This is a genomic window from Micromonospora sp. NPDC049900 (assembly GCF_044461025.1).
In the GTDB taxonomy this organism is placed as follows: Bacteria; Actinomycetota; Actinomycetes; order Mycobacteriales; family Micromonosporaceae; genus Micromonospora.
The window spans coordinates 63353-87085 of record NZ_JBITKM010000016.1 but is presented as its reverse complement, the minus strand read 5'-3'; the positions used below and the strand labels follow the sequence as shown (position 1 = coordinate 87085).

The following is a 23733-nucleotide window of genomic DNA, read 5'->3' as shown; positions in this document are numbered from 1 at the left end:
CTGGATCCTGGTCCCCGCCCCTCCCGGCCTCTTCTACCCCGTCGTGTGATCGAAGAAGCACGCGCCGTCAGGAAGCCGGAGCTGCGCCGGGCGGCGGTCCGGGTCGTCGACGAAGGCGGCGACCACCGCCAGGTAGTCGTCGATCAGCCCCCGGACCAGGTCGTCGTCGAAGAAACTGCGGTTGCGGATGAAGACCCCGCCGGCCCGGTCGTCGTCCACCACCACGATCGGCGACCCCCGCTTCAGCCAGACCGGCAGGCAGTCGGCGGGTACGTCGGCGGCGACCACCGGCGCCGGTGTGCCGGGGGTGGGACGCGCGGTGATGTCGAGCGGCTCGACCCGCAGCCCGGGGCAGTGCAGCACCGGGGAGGCGGTGGCCGCCGACTGGAACCAGGCGTCGAAGAGGTGGCTGTCCGGCCACGGGCGCTGCCGGGCCGGGTGCACCGCCTCGGCCACCCGGTGCAACGGCGCCACGTGCGCGATCGCCTCGGTCAGCGAGGCGTGGGCGGCACGCACCACCGCACCGAGTGGCGCGTCCGGCGCGATCTCCACCGGCACGTAGACGTTGTTGGTGAACTGGCAGATCAGCCGCTGCGACAGCGGACTCTCCCGGCCGAGCGTGGTGGTGCCGAGCACGATCCGTTCCCGACCGGCGCGCAGCGACAGCATCACCAGGTAGGCGGCGAGCAGCAGGACGTACGGGCTGGTCCGGGCCCGCCGGGCGGCCGGGCGCAGGCGGGCGGCCACCTCGGGCGGGATCGCGAAGCGGGTGGCCACCTCGGCGCTCAGGTCGGCGTCGGGGGCCGGTGGGCCGGCCGGGAAGAGTTGGTACGGCGACACCGGCCGCAGCCGGTCCCGCCAGTGGGCGGCCCGGGTGGCGGCGTCGACCCCGCCACCGGCCAGTTCCGTCTCCTGGATCGCGGCGAGCCCTGCGAAGTCGACGCCGAGCGGCGGTTGCGGCGGGACCGCGCCCAGTCGGGCCGCGTACGCGTGGCAGAGGTCCTCCACGAACAGCCGGCACGACCAGCCGTCGGAGACCATGTGGAAGAAGCAGAGCGCGAGGACGTGTTCGGTCGCGGAGAGCCGGATCAACGCGGCCCGCCACAGTGGCGCCTCGGTCGGGTCGTACGCGACCGTGCGGTGCTCGTAGGCGATCTGCTCGATCCGGGCCTGCTGGGCGGCCGACGACTGGCCGGTGAGGTCCACCTGGACCAGGGGTGACCGGACCCGGGGCAGGATCTCGATCTCGGGCCGGACGCCGATCCGGACGAACCGCGTCCGCAGCGCGTCGTGCCGGTCGATCACGTCCTGCACGGCCTGCGCGAACGCGTCGACGTCGAGTCGGCCGGAGAGTCGGCGGAACTCCACCACCACCAGCCGGGCGGCGCCCGGGTGGGCCGGGTCGAGGGCGGTCATGAACTCCCACATCATCTGCTGGCTCGGGGCCAGCGGCAGGGTGGTCGGCACGCCGGCTCCTCTCACGCCGCGACCGGTTCCGCCCGCGACGGGGCGACCGGTTGGTAGTCGGCCTCGTTCGGGGCGCGGAATCCGGTGAAGAGCAGGTCCGGGCGGCGCATCCGGAGCGCGGTGACGAAGGCGGCACCGTCGAAGAGGGTCTCGATCGCGGCGCAGGCCACCGATTCGGCGAGGGCACGCGGGCCACGGTCGTCACCGAGTCGACCGGGTGTCTTCGCGGCCACCAGCGCCGCCGCGACGGCCGGCACCGCGAGCAGGCTGCGTCCGCCGGTACGCCGCGCCGTGGCCAGCCCGACGGCGGCGGTCACCGCGAGCGCGCTGACGGTGTTCAGCACGAACCGGCGGCGGTGCGGGTGGGCCACGCAGAGCCACTGTTCGGATCGCCCGTACGTGGTGAACCGGTACGCGACGGCACCGAGGGTGTCGGCGACCGAGGTGTCGTGGGTGACGACCGCCTCGGGCTCGGCGAGCAGCGCGTACCCGGCGTCGGTCAGCAGCAGACCGAGGTGCAGGTCCTCGCCGCCGATCGGCATCGGGGAGTCCTCGGGGAAGCCGCCGACGGCGTCGAACGCGACGCGTTTCACGGCCGTGTTCGCCCCGGCGCCCCAGGACACCCGCGCGTGGTGCAGTGGCCGGGTCAGGTCACCGAGCAGCAGGTATGAGCGGCTCATCACCCGGAAGAAGGCGCTCTCGCCGGGCTCCACCAGGACCGGCCCGGTGACTCCGGCGACCTCGTCGCCGCTGGCGCGCAGCCGGGCGGCGTACCGGGTGATCAGGTCCTCCGGCACGCGACAGTCGGAGTCGGTGAACAGCAACAGGTCGTGGCGGGCGTGCCGGACGCCCAGGTTGCGTTTGGCCCCTACGTGCCGGGGGCCGCGTACGTAACGGGCGCCGTACTGGGCGCAGGCGGCCCGGTGCGCGGCTGCCGCCGCCGGTGCGGAGTCGTCGACGACCACCACCTCCACCGGCTCCGGGCAGTTCCGGGCCGCGCGGTGCAGGCTGCGGAGCTGCCGACGCATCTCGGGCACCCGGTCCTTGACCGGGATGACCACCGAGACGCCGCGCTCGACGCCGGGTGGTGCGGTCGGCTCGTTGCGGGATGACTGCGGGGATCGGCTCATGTCCCGAGGGTCGGCCAGGCCGATACAGCGCCGATACACGGCATCGACATCCGCCGGTATCCGATGTGTACGGAGGATGTATCGACCGGCAGCAGTGTCGACGGCATGACGACCTCCATCCGTACCGACCGAAGGCTCGCCGTCGACGGCGGCCGACCGTTCCGACCGCCGGACCGGCCGTGGCCCCGCTGGCCGGTCCCCGCACCGGACGCCGAACGCAACCTCGCCGCCGTGCTGCACGGCGGCCGGTGGGCGATCAGCAGCCCGACCTGCGGCGACACCCCGCTGTTCGAGCGCCGGTTCGCCGCCGACTTCGCCCGCTACGTCGGCACCCGTCACTGCGTGCCCGTCGACCACGGGTCGAGCGCGCTGGTGGTGGCCCTCGAATCCCTCGGCCTCGACTTCGGTGACACCGTGCTCGTCCCGGCCCTGACCTGGACCGCCTCGGCCACCGCCGCGCTCCGCGCCGGGCTGGTGCCGGTGCTTGTCGACGTGGACGCCGACACCGGCTGCATCGGGCCGGACGACCTCGACCTGTCGGTGGACCCGCGCGCCGTGGTGGCCGTGCACTGGGCCTCCAACATGGCCGACATCCCGGCGCTGGACGCGGTCACCGCGCCCCGGAACATCTCGATCGTGGAGGACTGCGCCCAGGCGCACGGCGCCACCTGGCAGGGCCGCCAGGCCGGTTCACTGGGCCGGATCGGCTGTTTCAGCTTCCAGCACGGCAAGGTCCTCACCTGCGGTGAGGGCGGTGCCGTGGTCACCGACGACGACACCCTGGCACCGGTCCTCCAGGAGCTGCGGGCCGACTCCCGTCGCTACCGCGCCGACCGTGCGGCCCCGGGCGAGCTGGACCTGGAGGAGAGCGCCGGGATCCAGGGCGCGAACTTCTGCCTGAGCGAGTTCTCCGCCGCCGTGGCCTGCGCCCAACTCGGCACCCTGGACCAGCAGCACACCGTACGGAACCGCAACTACGCCCTGCTCACCGAACTGGTGGCCGACCTCGACGGGGTACGCCTGCTGCAACCCGCACCGGCGCAGACCCGGATCTCCATCTATGAGGGCACCATCGTCCTCGACGAGCTGCCCGCCGGGATGGACAACGCCGACGTGGCCAGCGCGCTCACCGCCGAGCTGGGCAAGCGCTTCTATGTCACCGACGAGCCGCTGCACCGCAGCCCGCTGCTCCAGCCCTGGACCAAGCCCCTGCTCGCGCCGCTGGCCGAGCGGTTCAGCGCGATCCACCGCGACCGTGCCTACCCCAGGACCGAGTGGCTGGCCGCGCACACCGTGCAGACCCACCACAGCACGTTCCTCGGCACCGAACCCGACATGCACGACATCGCCGGTGCGCTCGGCAAAGTGCTGGCCCGCTGATCCCGTACCCGCCACCGAACCGCGCGCCACCGACCCGGCGCGCCCAGAGAAGGGACCTACCCGTGACCGTCACGCACAGCGAGACCTCGCAGAGCACGTCCTCGTCGCAGACCTCCGACGGGCCGATCGGCCTGTGGCTCAACGGCGCCCGAGGCTCGGTCGCCACCACCGCCGTCACCGGCCTGCTGGCGCTGCGGGCCGGGATGACCCGGTCCACCGGCTGCGTCACCGACACCGAGATGCTGCGCGACGCGCCGCTGGTGAGGTGGACCGACATGGTCGTCGGTGGGCACGACGTGGTGGACACACCACTGGAGAAGAAGGCGGAGGCGCTGGTCGACTCCGGCGTGATCCCGGCCCCGGTCCTGGCCGCCGTGCGGGGCAGCCTGCCCGAGGTCGAGCGCGAACTGCGCACCGGCTACGACGCGCGGTCCCACACCGGCAGCCAGGCCGAGGCGATCGACCGGCTGGCCGCCGACATCGAGGAGTTCCGCAGCCGGCACGGGCTGGCCCGGGTGGTGGTGGTCAACGTGTCGTCGACCGAACCGCCCGTCGACTTCCGGCCCGAACACGACGACCTGGAGGCGTTGGCCCGCGCGTTGGCCGACCCGGACGCCCGGGTGCTGCCGCCCAGCTCGGTCGTCGCGTACGCGGCCTTCCAGGCGGGCTGCGGGTTCGTCGACTTCACCCCGTCGACCGGGGCGCGGCTGCCGGCCCTGGAGCTGTTGGCCCGCCGCCACCGGGTGCCCTTCGCCGGATCGGACGGCAAGACCGGTGAGACGCTGCTGCGGACCGCACTCGCACCGATGTTCACCTGCCGTGCGCTGCACGTGCTCTCCTGGGCCGGGGTCAACCTGCTCGGCGGCGGCGACGGGGCGACGTTGGAGGACCCGGCGAACGCCAAGAGCAAGCTCAGCTCCAAGTCGGGCGTGCTGCCGGCGCTGCTGGGCGAGGACGTGACCGCACCGCTGCACATCGACAACGTGCCGGACCTCGGCGACCACAAGACCGCCTGGGACCACGTCTCGTTCGAGGGCTTCCTCGGCGTCCGGATGTCCATGCAGCTCACCTGGAGCGGTGTCGACTCGACGCTCGCCGCACCGCTGGTGCTGGACCTGGCGCGGTTGACCGCCGCCGCGCACCGGGCCGGTCACGTCGGCCCGGTCGAGGAGTTCGGCTTCTTCTTCAAGGACCCGATCGGCTCCGACGAGCACGCCCTCGCCGACCAGGCCCGGGTGCTCACCGAGTGGGCCAACGGCCTCGACCGCGAGGCCGAGAGCTGAGCCGTCCACGCCGCCGGCGCGGGTGACCGCGCCGGCGGTACCGCCCGCCGTAGCAACGAGGAGCCTCCCATGCCCCCACCCACCCAGAACCGGCCGGAGCGGCGGACCGGGGATCCGGTGTGGACACCGATCCTGACCGCGCTGCGCGCCGCCGCGCTGGACTGCCTCCAGACGAGCTTCGCGCTGCTGGCCGACCACGCGCACGGCACCGGCAGCCATCTCGCCCTCGGTGCCCGCGTCGAGTTCCGCACCCGGGACCGTGCCGGGCTGCCCACCGTCGAGACCACGCCCGAAGACCGCGCGGCCGAGGCGGTGGGTCTGCTCGGCCTGCGGGTCGAGGGCCGGTGGACGCGACTCGACGGGCCACGGGTACGCCGGCTGTTCGCCACCGGTCAACCGCTGTACGTCATCGCCGACGCCCACGACCTGCCCTGGTGCCCGTACCAGGGCCACGAGCACATGCGGCACAGTTTCCTCGCCACCGGCGACGCCTCCGGCGCGGTGACCGTCGTGGACGCGTACCACAACGACACCGCCTGGGGGCCCGCGCGCCCGGGGGTGTGGCGGTTGCCGGTGGACGAGTTCGACGCGGCACTGGCGGGTGGCGCCGACACGCTGGCCATCACGGCCGGGCCGGCACCCGTCCTCGACGTGCCGGAGATGCTGGCCGGCAACGCGGAGCGGGCCCGTCGGTCCCGCCCGGCGGTGGCCGCGCATCTCGCCGCGCTCACCGAGAGCCTGACCACCGTGGACGGTCTGCACCGGTTCGTGCTGGACGTGTGGCTGCTCGGACGGGCCCGTCAGGTGCACGAGCACTGGCTGGAGTCGGTCCGCCCGGAGGCCGCCGCCGCGCTGGCCGGGCAGGCGCAGCAGTGGCAGCAGCTCTCCGCCCGCAGCTACGTGGCGCTGCGCCGCGCCCAGGCGGGACGCCCTGCCTCCCCCGAACTGGCCGACGCGCTGGGCGCGCTGGTCGACGAGTACCTCTCGGCGGTGGAGGCGATCGGAGCCGCTCCGGCTGCGGGCGACGACGGCCCGCGTGCCGGGGGCGGCCCGGTGCGGGCGGCGGTGCTCGGCGCGCTGCGGGACACGCTGCACCTGGACGAGGACCGCCTGCGCTCCACGGACGTGCTGCGGGACCTGCCCGGCTTCGACTCGTTCCGGCTGGTCGACGTCATCGACCGGGTCGAGCGGCGGCTGGGCGTGGAGGTTCCGGCCACCGCGCTCTCCGCCGCGGACCTGCGGGACGTCGGCTCGCTGTGCGCGATGTTCGCCGACGCCAGCCGCGCCGGAGGTCACCGATGAGCACCGACCTGCTGCACCACCTGATCGATCGGGCCGCGTCGCGGTGGCCGGACGCCGACGCGGTCAGCGACGGTACGGCCCGCCTCAGCCATCGGGAGGTGGACGTCCGCAGCCGACGGCTCGCCGACTGGCTGCACCGGCAGGGCGTACGGCGCGGTGACCGGGTGGTGGTCGCGGTGACCGCCGACGCCACCCTGCCCGCCCTGCTGTACGCGGTGTCCCGGGTCGGTGCGGTCTTCGCGGTGATCCGGGTGCCCGCTCCCGAGGTCGCCCTCGCCCACGTGCTGGACGACGCCGAACCGGTGCTCGCCGTCACCGACGACCCGCTGCTGCGCGGGTTGGCACGGGGCCGGAACGTCGCCGTCCGCGCCTCGGCCGACCTGGTCGAGGCGGCGCAGGGCGCGTCACCGGGGGCCGACCGCGAGGGGTCACCCGCCGCACCGCCGCTGACGGTGGATCCGGTCTGCCTGATCTACACCTCGGGCAGCACCGGCATGCCGAAGGCGGTGGTCTCCACTCATGCCCAGGTCACCTTCGCGGCCCGGGCGATCCAGGCGGAACTGTCGTACCGGCCCGACGACGTGGTGCACGACGTGCTGCCCACCTCGTTCGACTACGGCCTGTACCAGATCTTCCTGAGCACGGTCGCCGGTTGTCGGCTGCACCTGGGCGACACCGGGCAGACCGGCGGACGCCTGCTGGTCGCGCTGCGCGAGTCGGGGGCGACCGTGCTGCCCTGCGTGCCGTCGCTCGCCATCAACCTGCTGCGACTGCTGCGCCGCCCCGGTGCGGTACGCCCACGACTGCGCCTGATCACCAACACCGGGGCGACCATGCCGCCCGAGGTGCTCGCCGGTCTGCGCGAGGCGCTACCCGACCTGAGGGTGCAACTCATGTTCGGACTCACCGAGTGCAAGCGTGCCGCCATCATGCCGCCGGACGAGGACCTGCGGCGGCCGGGGGCGTCCGGCCGGGCGCTGCCCGGCACCGAGATCTTCACGGTGGACTCCACCGGTCGGCGGCAACCCCCCGGCACCCCGGGTGAGCTGGTGGTGCGCGGTCCGCACGTGATGGCCGGTTACTGGCGACGCCCGGAACTGACCGCCGAACGCTTCGTCCGCCGCGACGGGCTGTTCCCGCAACTGCACACCGGCGACTACGGCCACGTGGACGCCGACGGCTACGTGCACTACGCCGGTCGGCGCGACGACGTCTACAAGGAGAAGGGGACCCGGGTCAGCGCGACCGAGGTGGAGGCCGCCGCGTACCGGGTGGACGGCGTGGAGGTGGCCGGGGTGCTGCCGCCCGCCGACGGCCGCGACGGCGCCACCCTCTTCGTGGTCGCCGAGCTGGCGGCCGACGACATCCTGCACCGGTTGCGCGGCCAACTGGAGGAGATGAAGGTGCCCGCGCGGTGCGTGGTGCTGCCGAGCCTGCCGCTCAACGGCAACGGCAAGGTCGACCGCCGCGCGCTGGCCCGGTTGGCGGGTGAGCGTCGTGGCTGAGCTGCCCTTCGAGACCCCGGCCTACCGTTACGACCTGGCCGCCGTACGCGCCAACCACGCCGCGTTGCGCGCGGCCCTGCCCACGCCCAGCCGTCTCTACTACTCGCTCAAGGCCAACCCGCACCCGGCCATCGTGGCGACACTGCACCAGGCCGGGTGCAGTGCCGAGATCTGCTCCCCCGGCGAACTGGCCACGGCGCTGGCCGCCGGTGTGCCCGGCGACCGGATGCTCTACACCGGCCCCGGCAAGCGCGACGCCGAGGTGGTCGGGGCCGTCGAGGCGGGCGTGCGGTGGTTCTCGGTCGACTCGCCGGGGGCCCTCGACCAGGCCGACCGGATCGCCGCTGGGCTCGGCACCACGCTGCACTGCCTGCTGCGGGTCAACGACCGGATGCCTAATCCCGGCCAGGGGCTGACCATGACCGGCGTCGCCTCGCAGTTCGGCGCCGACGTGGACTGGATCGAACGCGAGCCGGAGGCGTTCCGCTCCCGGTCGGCGGCGGTCGTCTCCGGGTTCCACCTCTACACCGGCAGCAACGTCGAGTCGGTGGACGCGCTGGTGACCCAGTTCGCCTCCGCCGCCGCCACCGCGCACCGGCTGCGCGACATGCTCGGCATCGAGCTGACGCTGCTGAACCTGGGTGGTGGCTTCGGCGCGCCGTTCGCCCGCGCCGGGCACAACGCCGACCTGACCGGGCTCGACGCGCAGGTCCGGACGGCACTGGACGGCCTCTTCCCGGGCTGGCCGGACGGGAACCCGGTGATCGCGTTCGAGTCCGGTCGCTTCCTCACCGCCACCGCCGGGTCCCTGTTGACCCGGGTACTGGACGTCAAGCACTCGCACGGCACACCCGTGATCGTGCTGGAGTCCGGCATCAACCACCTCGGCGGAATGTCCGGCCTGCGCCGACTGCCGCCGCTGGTCCCGGCCCTGCACCCGGACGGGTCCACCGATCCGGCCGACGAGTCGGCGCTGACCGGGGCCATCGTGGCCGGTCCGCTCTGCACCCCGCTGGACACCTGGGCCCGCGCCGCGACGCTGCCCGACGTACGCCCCGGTGACGTGCTCAGCGTGCCGAACGTCGGCGCGTACGGGCTCTCCGCGAGCCTGCTGGCCTTCCTCGGCCATCCGGCGCCGCTGGAGGTCGTCTGCGACGGCGAGCAGGTCGTCGAGACGTCCCGGCTGACGCTGACCCGGACGCCGGGCACCGCACCGGACGACCCGACCGACCCGACCGACCCACGAGACGAGAGGTGACCGTCATGAACGCTGAATTCACCGAGATGCTCCGGCCGTTCCTCAAGTTCGCCGGAGACAAGGAGATCACCGAGGAGTCCCGCCTGCGCGACCTGGGCCTGGACTCGATGCGGGAGATCGAGCTGCTCTTCGCCATCGAGGACACCTTCGGCGTCGCCGTTCCCGACGACAAGCTGGTCGACTCGACGTTCGCCACGGCGGGCGGGCTGTGGCACGTCGTCGAGGAGCTGCGGACGCCGGTCGGCGGTGGTGCCCGATGACCGGGTACGCCGAGGCGGTGACCACGGTGGTGGAGGTCGCCGCCGCGCACGCCGAGGCCGCCGACGCCACGGCTACGTTCCCCACCGAGGCACTGGACGCGATGCGCCGCACCCGGCTGTTGGGGCTGCTGGTGCCGACCGCCGAGGGCGGGCCCGGCGGCACGCTCACCGACATGGTCGACGTCACCGAGGCGTTGGGTCGGGTGGACATGTCGGTGGCGATGGTCTTCACGATGCACTGTCAGCAGGTGGCGGCGCTCGCCGCGTACGCCGGGGAGAAGCTGCGCGCCGAGGTGCTGCCGGCGGTGGCGCGGGGCGAGCTGTACCTCGGCTCGGTCACCACGGAGCCGGGCAAGGGCGGTCACCTGCTCACCTCCGAGTCGGGGCTGGAGCAGGACGGGGAGATGCTGCGCGTCGACCGGCAGGCCCCGATCGTCACCGGCGGCCCGTACGCCGACGCGTTCCTGATCACCACACTGGCACCGCAGGCCGAGTCGGCCACCCAGGTCGACCTGGTCTACGCCGCCCGCGACCAGGTGGAGATCGAGGTGACCGGTGGTTGGCAGCCGTTGGGCATGCGGGCCACGCACAGCGTGCCGATGCGTCTGCGCGGCGCGGTGCCGCAGTGGCAGGTGGTCGGCGAACACGGCGGCTTCCGCGACATCGCCACCCGGGTGTTCGCGCCGCTGGCCCACATCGGCTGGGCGGCGGCGTGGCTCGGCACGGCGGCCGGCGCGTACTCGCGGGTGCTGCGGCACGCCCGCAGCGAGGCGGGACGGCGGCAGTTCGCCCCCTCGTCGGAGCTGGTGCTGCTGCGCCTGGCCGGGATACGCACCCGGCTCGACGCCACGAACGCCGTGCTGCGGCACACCGTGTCGGTCGTCGACACGGCACCCGACATGTCCGCCGCGCCGGTGCAGTCGCTGCTCAACACGCTCAAGATCCGGGCCGCCGACGAGTCGTTCGCCGCCGTGCACGAGCTGGTCGAACTGGTCGGGCTGCGGCACGGATACCTCACCGGCTCGCCGCTGGCGGTGGAGCGCGCCTTCCGCGACCTGCGGTCGGCGTCGCTCAACTACGGCAACGACCGGCTGCGGCTGGCCAACGGGGCGCTGGCGCTGCGTGACCCGGGGGTGCGTCTTGCCTGAGTCGACCGCCGACTTCACCGCCGCGCTGCGTACCGCGCTGGCGGGGGCGGACACCGCCGACGCACGGGCCCTGTGGCGGGCACTGGGCACCGGCGGTGTCATCGCCGCCCTCTACCCCGACGGCGGTACCCAACCGGACCCGCGCCGACTGGCGGCCCTGTTGGCCGAGTTGGACGCCCACAGCCCGCTGGGCGTGACCCTCTCGGTCTGCGTCCAGGTGGCCACCGTGCTGCCGCTGCTGGCCGAGGCCGCCACCACCGGACCGGTCGCCGACACGGTGGCCGGCATGGTGCGTGGTGAGACGGTGGTGGCGCTGGCCGTCACCGACGCCGATGCCTCCGGCTCGGACCTGCTCGACGCCACCACCCGGACCAAGCTCGGCGACGACGCGGTGACCGTCGACGGCCGCAAGGACTGGATCACCAACGCGACCACCTGCGACGCCGCCCTGGTGCTCGCCCGGCACCGCGAGCCCCGACACTTCACCAGCTTCTGTTGGCTGCTGGTGCCGAGGTCGACGCCGGGGGTGACGGTGGAGTCCGCCGGGCGGGCCTTCGCCGGGTCCGGAGTGGGACACCTCCGGTTCGACGGCGTGGCCCTGGAACCTGGTGCGCTGGTCGGTCGGCCCGGTCGGGCGCTGGCCGGGTTCGCCCGACAGGTCGGCGTCGAACGGCTGGCCGGTGCCCTCTGGTCCCGGGCGCTCTGCCGCCGACTGATGACCGGGCTCGGGGACTGGCTACGGTCCCGGCCCGCCGCCGACGGCACGCTCTGGGACCACCCGGCGGTCCGCGACCGGTACGCCCGCTGCCTGGTCGCCCTGCGTCAACTCGACGCGTTGTGCGCGCCCCTGCTGGACGGGCCACCCGGTCCCCCGTCGACCGCCACCGGGATGGTGCTCAAGGTGGCCGCCGCCGAGACGGCCGAGACGATCACGGCCGAGGCGGTGCACCTGCGCGGCGCGGACGCGTTCCGCGACGGCGGCGAGGCGGCGCTGCGTACCGAGGCGGCCATGTTCGGCATCGCCGGTGGTGCCACCGGGACGATGCTCGCCGGTCTCGCCGACCACGCGGACGACCTGCTCGGGAGCGGGCCATGAGCAGCGGATACCGGCTTCCCGGGATGCCGGGCGCGGTGGCGGTCGCGCTGCCCGACGGGGTCTTCGCCGCCTACGCGCCGATCGGTGCCCCGAGGACGCCGGAGGGCCCCGCCGGTGACACCGGTCGGGGGCTGCCCCGCTGGCGGGTCACCGAGCGGGTCGCCGCGCGGCGACTGCTGACCGCACTGGTCGGTGCGGTGGCCCCGGCCGGGACCGGGCACCTGTCGGTGGGCAGTCGCGCGGGCGGGCAGCCGTACCTGCCGGGCCGCCCGGATCTCGAAGTCAGCCTGGCGCACTCGGGCGCGGTGGTCGCGGCGGCGGTGCACACCCGAGGCGGCGCGGTCGGGGTGGACGTGCAGGAGCCGTACCCGGTGGGTGACGCCCTGGTGCGGCGCTGCTGTCCGCAGGACGCCGCCACGCTGTTGCGACACGACCGGCCCACCCGCGACACGACGGTGGCCCAAGTCTGGACCGTGCAGGAGTCCTGCGCCAAGGCCACCGGGCATGGGCTGGGTCTCCGGCCGTGGCGGATACCGGTCGGCGCCGACCAGGAGCACGGGTGCTGGCGGCACCTGCGCTGGCGGACGCTCCCGCCGACCGGCGGTACGCCGTGGAGCTGCGCCTGGGAACCGATCGACGACAGGAAGGGAGCAACGCCGTGAGTCTGTACCAGTGGTTCCAGCGCAGCGTCGCGCGGTCGCCGGAGGAGATCGCTCTCGAAGTGGGCGCGGAGGCGGTGACGTACCGGCGGCTGGACGACCTCGTCGCGCACCTGGCCGGGCGGCTCTGCCACCCGGACGGCCGCCGGCCCGCCGCCGTCGGTCTGTTGGCCGCCCGCAGCCTGCCCGCGTACGTCGGCTACCTGGCCGCGCTGCGCGTCGGGGCGGTCGTGGTGCCGCTCAACCCCACCTTCCCGGCCTCCCGCAACGTGCAGGTGTGCCGGGGCGGCGGGGTCGAGGTCGTGGTGGTCGACGAGACGGGTGTCGCCGTCGCCGCCGACCTGTCGGCCCGGACCGGTGCCGTGCCGGTACGCCTCGACGACTCCCGGGACGGCACGCCCGTGCCACCGACCGGGGGCGCTCCCGACGACGTGGCGTACACGTTGTTCACCTCGGGCTCGACCGGCCGTCCGAAGGGCGTACCGATCCGGCACCGCAACGTCGACGCCTACCTCGCGTACTGCCTCGACCGGTATCCGATCGGGCCCGGTGACCGGCTGTCGCAGAACTTCGACCTGACCTTCGACCCGTCCGTCTTCGACATGTTCGTCGCCTGGGGCAGCGGGGCGACGCTCGTCGTGCCGCAACCCGACGAGGTGCTGACGCCGGTGCGTTTCGTCAACGACCGGGGCATCACCGGCTGGTTCTCGGTGCCGTCGGTCGTGTCCCTGGCCCGCCGGATGCGGATGCTGTCGCCGGGTGCCATGCCGGGCCTGCGGTACAGCCTGTTCGCCGGTGAACCGCTGACTCTGGAACAGGCGCGGGCCTGGGCCGAGGCGGCCCCGAACAGCGTGCTGGAGAACCTGTACGGCCCCACCGAGCTGACCGTGACCTGCACCGGTCACCGACTGCCCGCCGAGGTCGCCGACTGGCCGGTCACCTCGAACGGGACCGTCCCGATCGGCGAGGTGTACCCGCACCTGGACGCGATCCTGCGGTCCGAGACCGGCGAGATCGTCGACGACGACGGCGAACTCTGCGTCCGGGGACCGCAGTGTTTCACCGGGTACGCCGACCCGGCCGACGACACCGACCGTTTCGTCACCCACGACGGGTGGCGGTACTACCGCACCGGTGACCGGGTCCGCCGCGAGGACGGCGTCCTGGTCCACCACGGACGCCTCGACGACCAGGTGAAGATGCACGGCTACCGGATCGAGCTGGGCGAGATCGAGATGGTCCTGCGCGGCCACCCGGGGGTGCAGGACGCGGTGGTGCTGGCGCTCGGCGCGGGCGAGCGCACCTGCCTGGAAGCGGTCTACACCGGCACCGAGGGGATCGGTGGGGAGCTGCGGCGGAGCTGTGCCGACCGGCTGCCCGGATACATGGTGCCGAGCCGCGTCCACCACGTGCCCGCGCTGCCGACGAACGCCAACGGCAAGACCGACCGACGCCGGATAGCCGCCCTGGTCGACTCGGGTGCCGGCGAGACGAGAGGAGCGTTGTGATGACCGACGTGTCGCGTCGGGTCGACACCGACCGGGGTTTCCGGTCGGTCGCCGGCCGCTTCGCCACGGGTGTGGCGGTGGCCACCGCACGAGGTTCGGACGGGCCGGTCGGCATGACCGTCAACTCGTTCACCACCGTGTCGCTGGACCCCCGGATGCTGTTGATCTGCCTCAAGCACGACTGCCGACTGCTGCACGCGGTGCGCCGGACCGGCCGGTTCGCGATCACGGTGCTCGCCGACGACCAGCGCGCCGAGGCGGCCTGGTTCGCCTCGCACGGGCGACCGGCGGGAACCGAGGGCTTCGCGGACGTCCCGACCGGTCCGGAACGGGCCACCGGATGCCCGCTGCTCACCGACGGGGTCGCGTACTTCGGCTGCGAGGCCGTCCGGACCGATCCGGCCGGTGACCACATGGTGCTGATGGGTGTCGTCCGGTCGTCGGGCCTGCTGCGCCCGAAGCCGCCCCTGCTCTTCGTGGACGGCCACTACGCCCGCGTAGCCGACGGAGTGAGCAGCGGAGGGGCGGCATGAGCGAGCACAGCGAGCGAATCATCAGGCCCAGCACAAATGCTGGCCCGCAGCGCAGCGGAGGGGCGGCATGAGCGAGCACAGCGAGCGAACCATCAGGCCCAGCACAAATGCCGGCCCGCAGCGCAGCGGAGGGGCGGCATGAGCGAGCACAGCGAGCGAATCATCAGGCCCAGCACAAATGCTGACCCGCAGCGCAGCGGAGGGACGGCATGAGCGAGCGCAGCGAGCGAATCATCAGGCTCGGTGGAAATGCCGGCCCGGAGCGCAGCGGAGGGGCGGCATGAGCGTCGGGGCGGCTCCTACTGATCTGCGGAATCTCAGCGTCCGTGCGGCGCGGGCGGGGGCGGACGCGATCCGCGAGGTGTGCGACCGGGGGGTGCGGTTGTCCTACAAGGGCGGCGCGGCCCAGAACCCGGTCACCACCGCGGACCACGCCAGCGAGCGGGCCATCCTGGGTCTGATCGCCCGATCCCGGCCGCAGGACGCGGTGCTGGCCGAGGAGTCCGGGTTGACCACGGGCTGCTCGGGCCTGCGCTGGATCGTCGACCCGCTCGACGGCACGCTGAACTTCAGTCACGGCCTGAGCCGCTACGCCGTCAGCATCGCCGTCGCGGCGGACCGGGGCGACACCGGCGGGGCCGACGGGCGGGGCACGGGCGGCGGTCGGGTGGTGGCCGCCACGATCCTCCAACCGGCCACGGGCGCCTGTCTGGTGCTCGGTGGTGGCGAGGTGCGCGACGGCCGGGACGTCCCGGTGACGGTGGACCGGACGTCGGTTCCGGGCCACGCGTTGGTCGCGTTCGCGGTCCCCAACACGCCCGGTCCGCGCCGTCAGGCGTACCGGTTGCTGAGTCTGGTCGCGCCCCACGTCGCCGACCTGCGGAACTCGGGCTCGACCGTCTGCGACCTGGCGGCTGTGGCCACCGGTGAGCTGGACGCCTTCGTCAGTTTCGACCCGGCGCCGTGGGACATCGCCGCCGGTACCGCCCTGATCGAGGCGACCGGCGGTACGAGTCGGCGTTGGCGGCGGGCGGGACGCCGCGTCTTCGCCACCGGCGCACCTGCGGTGGTGGCGGCGCTGACGGACTGGCTCGGCCCGACCGGAGACGAACGCCCCGACGAGGAGGAGTGGCGAGATGACCAGCAGTCCTGATTTCCGACTCGCGTTGGTGGGTGCCGGCCGGATGGGCCGGCACCACCTGCGCGCGCTCAGCGGCAACCGGACGGTGGCGGTCACCGCAGTGGTCGATCCGGTGCCGGCGGCCCGGGCGGCGGTCGCCGGGCTGCCGACGTACGCCTCGGTCGAGGACCTGCTCGCCGAGACCGTGCCCGACGGTCTGCTGGTGACGGCGCCGACCGGTCGGCACGGCGCGCTGATCGCCACCGCGGCCAAGGCCGGACTGCCGGTGCTGTGCGAGAAGCCGGCCGGGCTGACCGCCGCCGAGGCGCGGGAGGCGGGCCGGGTGGCCGGCGCGGCGGGTATCCCGTTCCAGGTGGCCTACTGGCGCCGTTTCGTGCCCGCGCTGGGCGAGCTGCGGGACCGGATCGCGGCCGGTGAGCTGGGCGAGATCCTCTTCGTGGCGGCGTTGCAGTGGGACGGTGAGCCGCCGGGGGCGGCCTTCCGCACCGGCAGCGGCGGCATCTTCGTCGACATGGGAGTGCACGAGTTCGACCAGATCCAGTGGTTGACCGGGCAGCGGGTGGTCCGGGTCGCCGGTCAGGCCGCCGGGCCGGTGACCGATCCGGCGGTACGCGGGCACGACGTGGACAGCGCCCAGGCGTTGCTGGGCCTCTCCGACGGTGCCACCGCGCTCGTGTCGTTGGGGCGGCACCACCGGGGCGGGGACATGGCGAGCGTGGAGGTCTTCGGCACCCGTGACCACGTACGCCTGGCCTTCGTCGACCCGGCCGACGGTGACGCCACGATGTACGCCGCGTTGGCCCGTCAGGCGGAGGACTTCGTGGACCTGGTAGGCACCGGACGGTCCACCGGGGCGGGCACGGCGGATGCGGCGGCGGTGCTCGACGCTGCGTACCAGGCCAGCGCGGCGGTGTCCGTTTGCGGTGTGACAAAGCCCGATCGGTGACTGTTTTCATCATCTGGTGGCCGTGTTACTACTCCCTCCCGGCGGGGATTGCGAATTGAAGAAATCGCTCACCGGCGATGTCCTGCAGGGGGAGAGAATTCGATGCAGTTCAATGTGCTCGGCCCGTTGACATTGGCCACCGAGGCTGGTCCACTTCCGATCAACGGAGCGAAACCCCGGTCTCTGCTCTCCATCCTGCTGATGAACCCCGGCCGGACGGTGGCCACCGATCGCCTCATCGACGGTATCTGGCCGACCTCCCCGCCCGCCTCGGCGCTGCACAACGTCCGCACGTACGTGCACCGGCTGCGGCAGCTCCTGCACCGGGTCGGGGACTCGGCCGACCGACTGGTCCGCGACGGCACCGGTTACCAGTTGCGGGTCGAGGAGGACGAACTCGACCTGTTGCGATTCCTGCGATTCGTCGACCAGGGACATCGGGCGGCCCGGGAGGACCGTCTGGACACCGCCGTCGACATGCTCGGCAAGGCCCTCGACGAGTGGCACGGTCGACCGCTGGAGGATCTGCCGGACCTCGGCACCGACGTCACCGCGTTCGCCGTGGCGCTCCAGGAACAACGCCGGGGGGCGGTGACCGCGCTGATCGACGTACGGCTGCGACTCGGGCAACCCGCAGCGGTCATCCCGCAGTTGCGGCAGATGGTGGCCGAGGAGCCGCTCGACGAGCCGCGACAGGCCCAACTGGTCGTCGCGCTCACGCTCGAAGGCCGGGTCGCGGAGGCGCTCGCCGCCTACCAGGAGGCACGGCGGGTGATCGTCGACGAACTGGGGATCGATCCGGGTCCACCCCTCCAGGGGGCACTCCAGCTCGCGCTCGACGCCGACTCGACCGAGGTCCGGTCGCCCGGCGGTCGGACGGCGGTCCTCGGGAGCGGAACACCGCCGCCGACCGTCCCCGATCCGCCGGCCGGTCGGCGGGCCCTGCCGATGAAGCCGCCCCGCCTCGTCGGACGGGATGCCGCGGCCGGACAGCTACGCGCCATCGCGGACACCGTCGGCACCGACGAGCACGCGGCCGTCGTGCTGGTCACCGGGGCACCGGGCGTCGGCAAGTCCAGCTTCGCCGTGGCCAGCGGCTACGAGCTGGCCGAACTCTTTCCCGACGGGCAACTCTTCGTCAGCTTCGACCACGCCGCCGGTACGCCCCGGAGCACCGCCGACCTGATGCGGGAACTGCTCGTCGAACTCGGCGTCGCGCTGACCGACGTACCCGAGGACGTCCGCGAACGCGCCGCGGTGCTGCGATGCACGCTCGCCGATCGGCGACTACTGCTGATCATCGACGACGTCGAGTGTGCCCAGCAGGTCCGGCCCCTGCTCCCGGGTGCGGGCCGCAGTCTGGTGCTGATCACCAGTCGGCACCGCCTGCTCGACCTCGACGTGGGATGGCGACTGAACCTCGGGTCGCTGAGCCGGGGCGACGCGGTGCTACTGCTGGCGACCATCGCCGGTGAGCAGCGGGTACGCGAGCAGCCGGAGGTGTTCGGCCGAATCGCGGCGGCCTGCGACGAGTTGCCGTTGGCGCTGCGGATCGTGGGGAGCCGGATCGCCGCCCAGCCCGGCATCGCGCTGCCCAGCTTCGCGGAACAGTTGGAGCAGGAGGAGAACCGGCTGGAGGAGCTCGTGGTCGGCGACATCTCGGTCCGGCACAGTCTCTCCGGCAGCTACCAGGCGCTCACACCCCAGACGCGGGCCGCGCTCAACACGCTGGCCAGCAGTGACTCACTGATCACGCAGTCCAGTGCCGGCGACATCCTGCACCTGCCCCGACCGCTGGCCAACCGGGTGGTGGAGGACCTGGTCGCGCACAACCTGCTGGTGCCGGTCGACTCGGACGGCACCGGGCAGCGTTTCCACCTGCCCGTTCTGCTGCGCATCTTCGCCCGCGAGTGCGCCACCCCGCGCGTTCGACTCTCGCCGGTCGCCTGACCGGTATGCGTTGGGCCGGTGCGGAGGGCATCGGCAGGCACCTTGACGAAGTCGAGCGCGTCGACGCCGGGCACGACAGCGCTCGCGGTAGCGCGGAACCGGCGATCCCGGCAGGCCAGGCTGGTGGTCCACGCCACCGACTTTCCCCTGCTTTAGTACATCTGGTGGCTCCCGTACGGACACCGGCGGCGCTTATCCTCCCGAGGTCTAACCCTCGGAGGCCGCGCACATGCAGCGAAGAAGAAGTACACGACTACTCACAATCCCGGGCGTACTGGTCACCGCCGCCGCGCTCACCCTCTCCAGTGGCACCGCCGCGTTCGCCGACCCGGTGCCCACGACGCCGTTCATCAGTGAGATCCACTACGACAACGTCGGCGCGGACGTCGGCGAGGCGATCGAGATCGAGGCGCCGGTCGGCTTCGACCTGAGCGGTTGGCAGATCGTCCTCTACAACGGTGCCAACGGGGCGCCGTACAACACCAGGACGCTCAGCGGTGCCGTCCCGGCGGCGGGTGTCGTCGTCGCGTCGTACCCGGCCGACGGCATCCAGAACGGCGCGCCCGACGGCGTCGCGCTGGTCAAGCCCGACGGCGGGGTCGCCGAGTTCCTCACCTACGAGGGCACCTTCACCGCGGTCGGCGGCCCGGCGAACGGCCGGACCGGTGTCGACATCGGTGTGGAGGAGACGGGCTCCACCCCGGTCGGTCACTCCCTTCAGAAGATCGACGGCACCTGGCGGCCCCCGGCACCGAACAGCTTCGGGGTGCGCAACAGCGACTCCGGCCCGGGCCCCGATCCGGACCCGGATCCGCCGCTGGGCTGCACCATCACGGTCGACCGCACCATCGCCGCGGTCCAGGGCACCGGTGACGCCACGCCGCTGGCCGGCACCCGGGTCACCGTCGAGGGCATCGTCACCGCCGACCACCGCACCGGTGGCTACAACGGCGTGTACGTGCAGACGGCGGGCAGCGGCGGGGAGCGCACCGTCGCCGCCGGGACCGCCTCGGACGCGGTCTTCGTCTACCTGACCACGAACACCGCCAACCACCCGTCGGTCGCGATCGGCGACCGGATCCGGGTCAGCGGCACCGCGAGCGAGTTCAACGGCCTCACCCAGCTCACCATCGGCGCCAAGAGCGACGTCCAGGTCTGCGAGCAGGGCGCACCGCTGCCCGCCCCGGTCCCGGTCGAGCTGCCGCTGAGCGACGACGCCCGCGAGTCGGTCGAGTCGATGCTGGTCGCCCCGGTCGGCGCGTACGCCGTCTCCGAGGTCTACAACACCAACCGGTTCGGCGAGGTCGTCCTCACCGCCGGTGACAAGCCCGCCGCCACCCCCACCGACAAGGCCCGCCCCGGCTCGGAGGCGGCCCTCCAGCTCGCCGCCGACAACAAGGCGCGCCGACTGCTGGTCGACGACGGCAAGACCACCAACCTGGCCAACGCCGGGCTGCTCCCGCCGTACGTCTCCCCGGCCGCCCCGCTGCGGGTCGGCGACTCGGTCGAGGCGTTCGGTCCGTCGGTGCTGTCGTACGCCTTCAACGAGTGGCGTCTACAGCCGACCCGTCCGGTCGACGCCGACACCCCGCCGGCCGCCCGGACCACCTTCAAGTCCACCAACCCGCGTACCGCCGCTCCGGTCAACGTCGGCGGTGACCTGCGGGTGGCCAGCTTCAACGTGCTGAACTACTTCGTCCACTTCGGCGGAGACGCACGCGGTGCCGCGAACGAGGCGGCACTGGTCAAGCAGGAGGCGAAGATCGTCTCGGCGATCAGCGCGCTGGACGCCGACGTGGTCGCGCTCCAGGAGATCGAGAACTCGGTCCGGTTCAACACCAACGACCCGCAGCAGGCGCTCAAGCGCCTGGTAGCCGCCCTGAACACCGAGGACGGCGCGGGCACCTGGGACTACGTCCGCACCCCGACCGAGCTGCCGGGCGCCGCCCAGCAGGACGTCATCACCACCGCGATCATCTTCAAGCCGGCCAAGACCCAGCCGAAGGGTCCGTCCCGTTCGGTGAACGACGAGTCGGTCTGGTTCAACGCCCGCGAGCCGCTGGCGCAGACCTTCACCGCCGGACCGCTCGACTTCACCGTGGTGGTCAACCACTTCAAGTCCAAGAGCGGCGCCGGTTCCGGCGACAACGCCGACGCCGGGGACGGTCAGGGCGGCTGGAACGGCGACCGGGTCCGGCAGGCCACCGCGCTGGCGACCTTCGTGGACCGGGTCAAGACCGACAGCGGCACCGACAACGTGCTGCTGCTGGGCGACTTCAACTCGTACACCCACGAGGACCCGATGCAGGTCCTCTACGGCAAGCAGTACGCCAACCTGAACGACACCGGCAAGACGAGCTACGTCTTCGGTGGCGAGTCCGGTTCGCTGGACCACGCCCTGGCCTCGCCGTCGCTGGCGGACCGGGTGACCGGCGTGGACGTCTGGCAGACCAACGCGGTCGAGTCGTACGCCTTCCAGTACGACGGCCTGGCCTCGTTCTTCGCACCGGACCCGTACCGGGCCAGCGACCACAATCCGCTGATCGTCGGGCTCAACACCGGGGCCGCCCCGGTGGACCTGCAACTGCTGACCATCAACGACTTCCACGGTCGGCTGGAGTCCCCGGCCACCGTGAACGGTCAGCCGGTCGGCGGTGCCGCCCAGCTCGCCGGTCTGGTCGACCAGCTCCGGGCGCAGAACCCGAACACCGCGTTCGTCTCCGCCGGTGACAACATCGGCGCGTCGACCTTCATCTCGGCGATCGACGACGACAACCCGACGATCGACTTCCTCAACCAGGCCGGGCTGACCGTGTCGGCGGTGGGCAACCACGAGTTCGACAAGGGCATGACCGACCTGACCGACCGGGTGATGGAGCGGGCCGACTTCCCGATCCTGGGCGCCAACGTGTACCGGGGCGACTCCCGGGCGCTGCCCGCGTACTCGGTCAACACCATCGGTGGGGTCAAGGTCGGCTTCGTCGGCGTGGTCACCGAGCAGACCGCGTCGCTGGTCAGCCCGGACGGCATCGCGGGCCTGACGTTCCGGGATCCGGTGACCGAGGCCAACCTGGTCGCCGCCCAGCTCAAGGACGGCAACCCGGACAACGGTGAGGCCGACGTGGTGGTGCTGCTCGCGCACGAGGGCGCCGCCACGGAGAACATCGACTCCCCCGAGGCCCTGGCGAACGACCCGGTCTTCGGCAAGTTCACCCGGGTCGACGCCACCATCGACGCCATCTTCAGCGGCCACACCCACCAGCCGTACGCCTTCGAGGTCCCGGTCCCGGGCACCGACAAGCTGCGTCCGGTGGTCCAGGCCGAGGACTACGGCAAGCGGCTGGGCAAGGTCACGCTGACCTTCGACCCGCAGTCGGGCTCGGTCACCGCCGCCGACGCCTCGCTCGTCGACGTGGTCGGTGCGCCGCAGGACCCGGCGGTGGCCGACATCGTGGCCGCCGCGAAGGTCCGGGCGGAGGAGCTGGGTCAGCGCAAGCTCGGTGAGATCACCGCCGACATCCGGCGGGCCTACACCGGCGGCAACGAGGACCGGGGCAAGGAGTCGGCGCTGGGCAACTTCATCGCCGACGTGCAGCTCGCCGGCACCGCTGACGCCGGCCGGGGCGGGGCGCAGATCGCGTTCATGAACCCGGGCGGTCTGCGGGCCGACCTGCTGTACCGGACCGACGGCACGGTGAGCTACGCCGACGCGTTCTCGGTCCAGCCGTTCTCCAACGACGTGGTCACCAAGTCCTACACCGGTGCCGAGATCAAGCAGGTGCTGGAGCAGCAGTGGCAGCCGGCGGGCGCGTCCCGTCCGCTGCTCTGGCTGGGCGTGTCGAAGGGCTTCAGTTACACCTACGACCCGGCCGCCGCGCAGGGCTCGCGGATCACCTCGATGCAGCTCAACGGCGCGCCGATCGACCCGGCCGCCACCTACCGGGTCACGGTGAACTCGTTCCTCGCCGCCGGTGGGGACAACTTCACCACCCTCGGTGGGGGCACCGACCGGGTCACCACCGGCGACAACGACCTCACCATGCTGACGAACTACCTCGCCGCCAACTCGCCGGTCACCGCGGACACCACGCCGCGCTCGACCGTCGGGCAGGGCGACCCGGAGTGGGACGTCACGGTGCAGGCCCGCAGCCAGTGCATCGGCACCAACGCGTACGTCTCGGTCAGCGCCCAGAACGCCGACGACGTGGCACTCACCATCGAGCTGGTCACCCCGTACGGCTCGCGCAAGGTCACCGATGTGGCTCCGGGCAAGACCGCCTTCCAGGCGTTCAACACCCGGGCCAAGACGGTGGCGGCCGGTACGTCGACGGTCAAGGTCACCGGTACCGTCAACGGCCAGCCCGTCACCACCGAGGTCGAGGCGCCGTTCCCCGCTCTCACCTGCGGTTAGTTGTCTCGCGGTGGCGGTGCCTGCGGGTGCCGCCACCGCACCATCCCCCGTTCGACAGACATGAGCACCAAACGGAGCATCGAATGCACACAAGGAACCACAAGCGCCTGATCGCGGCGGCTGCCGCCGGTGCGCTGCTGGCCGGGTCGGTGGCGCTGGCGTCGCCGGCGCTGGCCGAGCCGGTGGACAGCACCGACGTCCGCGTCACCGTCGACATCGAAGAGGTCAAGGAACCGGGCGTGCTCGCCATGTCCATCGCGGGCAACTCGGTGGCGCTGACCGAGGACGGCTCGACCCTGCTGGTCCGTCAGTTCACCGGCACCCTGCCGACGGTCACCGTCACCGACACCCGGACCGCCGACGAGGTGCCCGAGGGCTCCGCCTGGGCGGTGCTGGGCAGCGCGACCAACTTCGTCGGCAGCAGCGGCCAGGACCCGATCAGCGCCGGACACCTGGGCTGGAAGCCGCGCCTGATCGACGGTGGCGACACCGGCCTGGTCAGCGAGGGCGAGGAGGTCGTCACCGTGCTGGACGAGCCGACCCAGCCGGGCAACAACGTCGGCCTCACCGACCAGGAGCTGCTGGTCTCCACGTTCGACTCGGGCGCGGTCGCCGGTGACGCGTACTCGGTCAACGCCGGGCTGTTCCTGCGTACCCCGGCCGACGTGGCCGCCGGGTCGTACACCTCGACGCTGACCCTCTCCCTGTTCGAGTAGTGCCCTGGTCGGGGGAGCCGCCTCGGGCGGCTCCCCCGGC

The 23733-nt window shown here is 72.7% G+C and carries 18 protein-coding genes; 16 read left to right on the top strand and 2 right to left on the bottom strand.

Going from position 1 to position 23733, the window contains the following annotated elements:
* Positions 1-33: 33 nt before the first annotated feature.
* On the bottom strand, positions 34-1467 hold the full coding sequence (locus tag ACIBMZ_RS26130) for a condensation domain-containing protein (protein ID WP_396698176.1): 1434 nt from the start codon (positions 1465-1467) through the stop codon (positions 34-36).
* 11 nt (positions 1468-1478) lie between these two features.
* Entirely contained in the window at positions 1479-2597 is a 1119-nt protein-coding gene (locus ACIBMZ_RS26125) for a glycosyltransferase (RefSeq protein WP_396698173.1), read from the bottom strand.
* A 105-nt stretch (positions 2598-2702) separates the two neighbouring features.
* On the opposite strand from ACIBMZ_RS26125, the gene ACIBMZ_RS26120 reads away from it, so the two are divergent.
* From ACIBMZ_RS26120 to ACIBMZ_RS26045, 16 genes are all read left to right on the top strand, one after another.
* Positions 2703-3977 carry a DegT/DnrJ/EryC1/StrS family aminotransferase gene (locus tag ACIBMZ_RS26120; protein WP_396698171.1) on the top strand — a complete coding sequence of 425 codons (1275 nt, stop codon included), beginning with the start codon at positions 2703-2705 and terminating at the stop codon, positions 3975-3977.
* 62 nt (positions 3978-4039) lie between these two features.
* On the top strand, positions 4040-5260 hold the full coding sequence (locus ACIBMZ_RS26115; RefSeq protein WP_396698169.1) for an inositol-3-phosphate synthase: 1221 nt from the start codon (positions 4040-4042) through the stop codon (positions 5258-5260).
* 69 nt (positions 5261-5329) lie between these two features.
* On the top strand, positions 5330-6562 hold the full coding sequence (locus ACIBMZ_RS26110) for an acyl carrier protein (protein WP_396698167.1): 1233 nt from the start codon (positions 5330-5332) through the stop codon (positions 6560-6562).
* Entirely contained in the window at positions 6559-8067 is a 1509-nt protein-coding gene (locus tag ACIBMZ_RS26105; protein WP_396698165.1) for a class I adenylate-forming enzyme family protein, read from the top strand. The genes ACIBMZ_RS26110 and ACIBMZ_RS26105 overlap by 4 nt, the downstream gene beginning before the upstream one ends.
* On the top strand, positions 8060-9325 hold the full coding sequence (locus tag ACIBMZ_RS26100) for a type III PLP-dependent enzyme (RefSeq protein WP_396698163.1): 1266 nt from the start codon (positions 8060-8062) through the stop codon (positions 9323-9325). Before ACIBMZ_RS26105 ends, ACIBMZ_RS26100 begins: the two co-directional genes overlap by 8 nt.
* A gap of 5 nt (positions 9326-9330) precedes the next feature.
* On the top strand, positions 9331-9585 hold the full coding sequence (locus tag ACIBMZ_RS26095; RefSeq protein WP_396698161.1) for a phosphopantetheine-binding protein: 255 nt from the start codon (positions 9331-9333) through the stop codon (positions 9583-9585).
* Positions 9582-10733 carry an acyl-CoA dehydrogenase family protein gene (locus tag ACIBMZ_RS26090; RefSeq protein ID WP_396698159.1) on the top strand — a complete coding sequence of 384 codons (1152 nt, stop codon included), beginning with the start codon at positions 9582-9584 and terminating at the stop codon, positions 10731-10733. Before ACIBMZ_RS26095 ends, ACIBMZ_RS26090 begins: the two co-directional genes overlap by 4 nt.
* Positions 10726-11829: an acyl-CoA dehydrogenase gene (locus tag ACIBMZ_RS26085; protein ID WP_396698157.1), complete on the top strand. Its 1104-nt coding sequence runs from the start codon at positions 10726-10728 to the stop codon at positions 11827-11829. Before ACIBMZ_RS26090 ends, ACIBMZ_RS26085 begins: the two co-directional genes overlap by 8 nt.
* Positions 11826-12491 (top strand): 4'-phosphopantetheinyl transferase family protein, encoded by a 666-nt coding sequence (locus ACIBMZ_RS26080; protein ID WP_396698155.1) that lies wholly within the window; start codon positions 11826-11828, stop codon positions 12489-12491. The genes ACIBMZ_RS26085 and ACIBMZ_RS26080 overlap by 4 nt, the downstream gene beginning before the upstream one ends.
* Positions 12488-13996, top strand: a complete 1509-nt coding sequence (locus ACIBMZ_RS26075; RefSeq protein WP_396698153.1) for an amino acid adenylation domain-containing protein — start codon at positions 12488-12490, stop codon at positions 13994-13996. Before ACIBMZ_RS26080 ends, ACIBMZ_RS26075 begins: the two co-directional genes overlap by 4 nt.
* Positions 13996-14529: a flavin reductase family protein gene (locus ACIBMZ_RS26070; RefSeq protein WP_396698151.1), complete on the top strand. Its 534-nt coding sequence runs from the start codon at positions 13996-13998 to the stop codon at positions 14527-14529. The genes ACIBMZ_RS26075 and ACIBMZ_RS26070 overlap by 1 nt, the downstream gene beginning before the upstream one ends.
* A 280-nt stretch (positions 14530-14809) precedes the next feature.
* Positions 14810-15682, top strand: a complete 873-nt coding sequence (locus ACIBMZ_RS26065; RefSeq protein WP_396698149.1) for an inositol monophosphatase family protein — start codon at positions 14810-14812, stop codon at positions 15680-15682.
* Positions 15666-16616 (top strand): Gfo/Idh/MocA family protein, encoded by a 951-nt coding sequence (locus tag ACIBMZ_RS26060; RefSeq protein ID WP_396698147.1) that lies wholly within the window; start codon positions 15666-15668, stop codon positions 16614-16616. Before ACIBMZ_RS26065 ends, ACIBMZ_RS26060 begins: the two co-directional genes overlap by 17 nt.
* A 102-nt stretch (positions 16617-16718) precedes the next feature.
* Entirely contained in the window at positions 16719-18566 is a 1848-nt protein-coding gene (locus tag ACIBMZ_RS26055; RefSeq protein ID WP_396698145.1) for a BTAD domain-containing putative transcriptional regulator, read from the top strand.
* Positions 18567-18795: 229 nt separating this feature from the next.
* Complete coding sequence (locus ACIBMZ_RS26050) at positions 18796-22977, top strand: ExeM/NucH family extracellular endonuclease (protein WP_396698143.1); 4182 nt, start codon at positions 18796-18798, stop codon at positions 22975-22977.
* Positions 22978-23060: 83 nt separating this feature from the next.
* A complete protein-coding gene (locus ACIBMZ_RS26045; protein ID WP_396698141.1) occupies positions 23061-23693 on the top strand; it encodes a hypothetical protein in 633 nt (210 codons plus the stop codon).
* Positions 23694-23733: the final 40 nt, after the last annotated feature.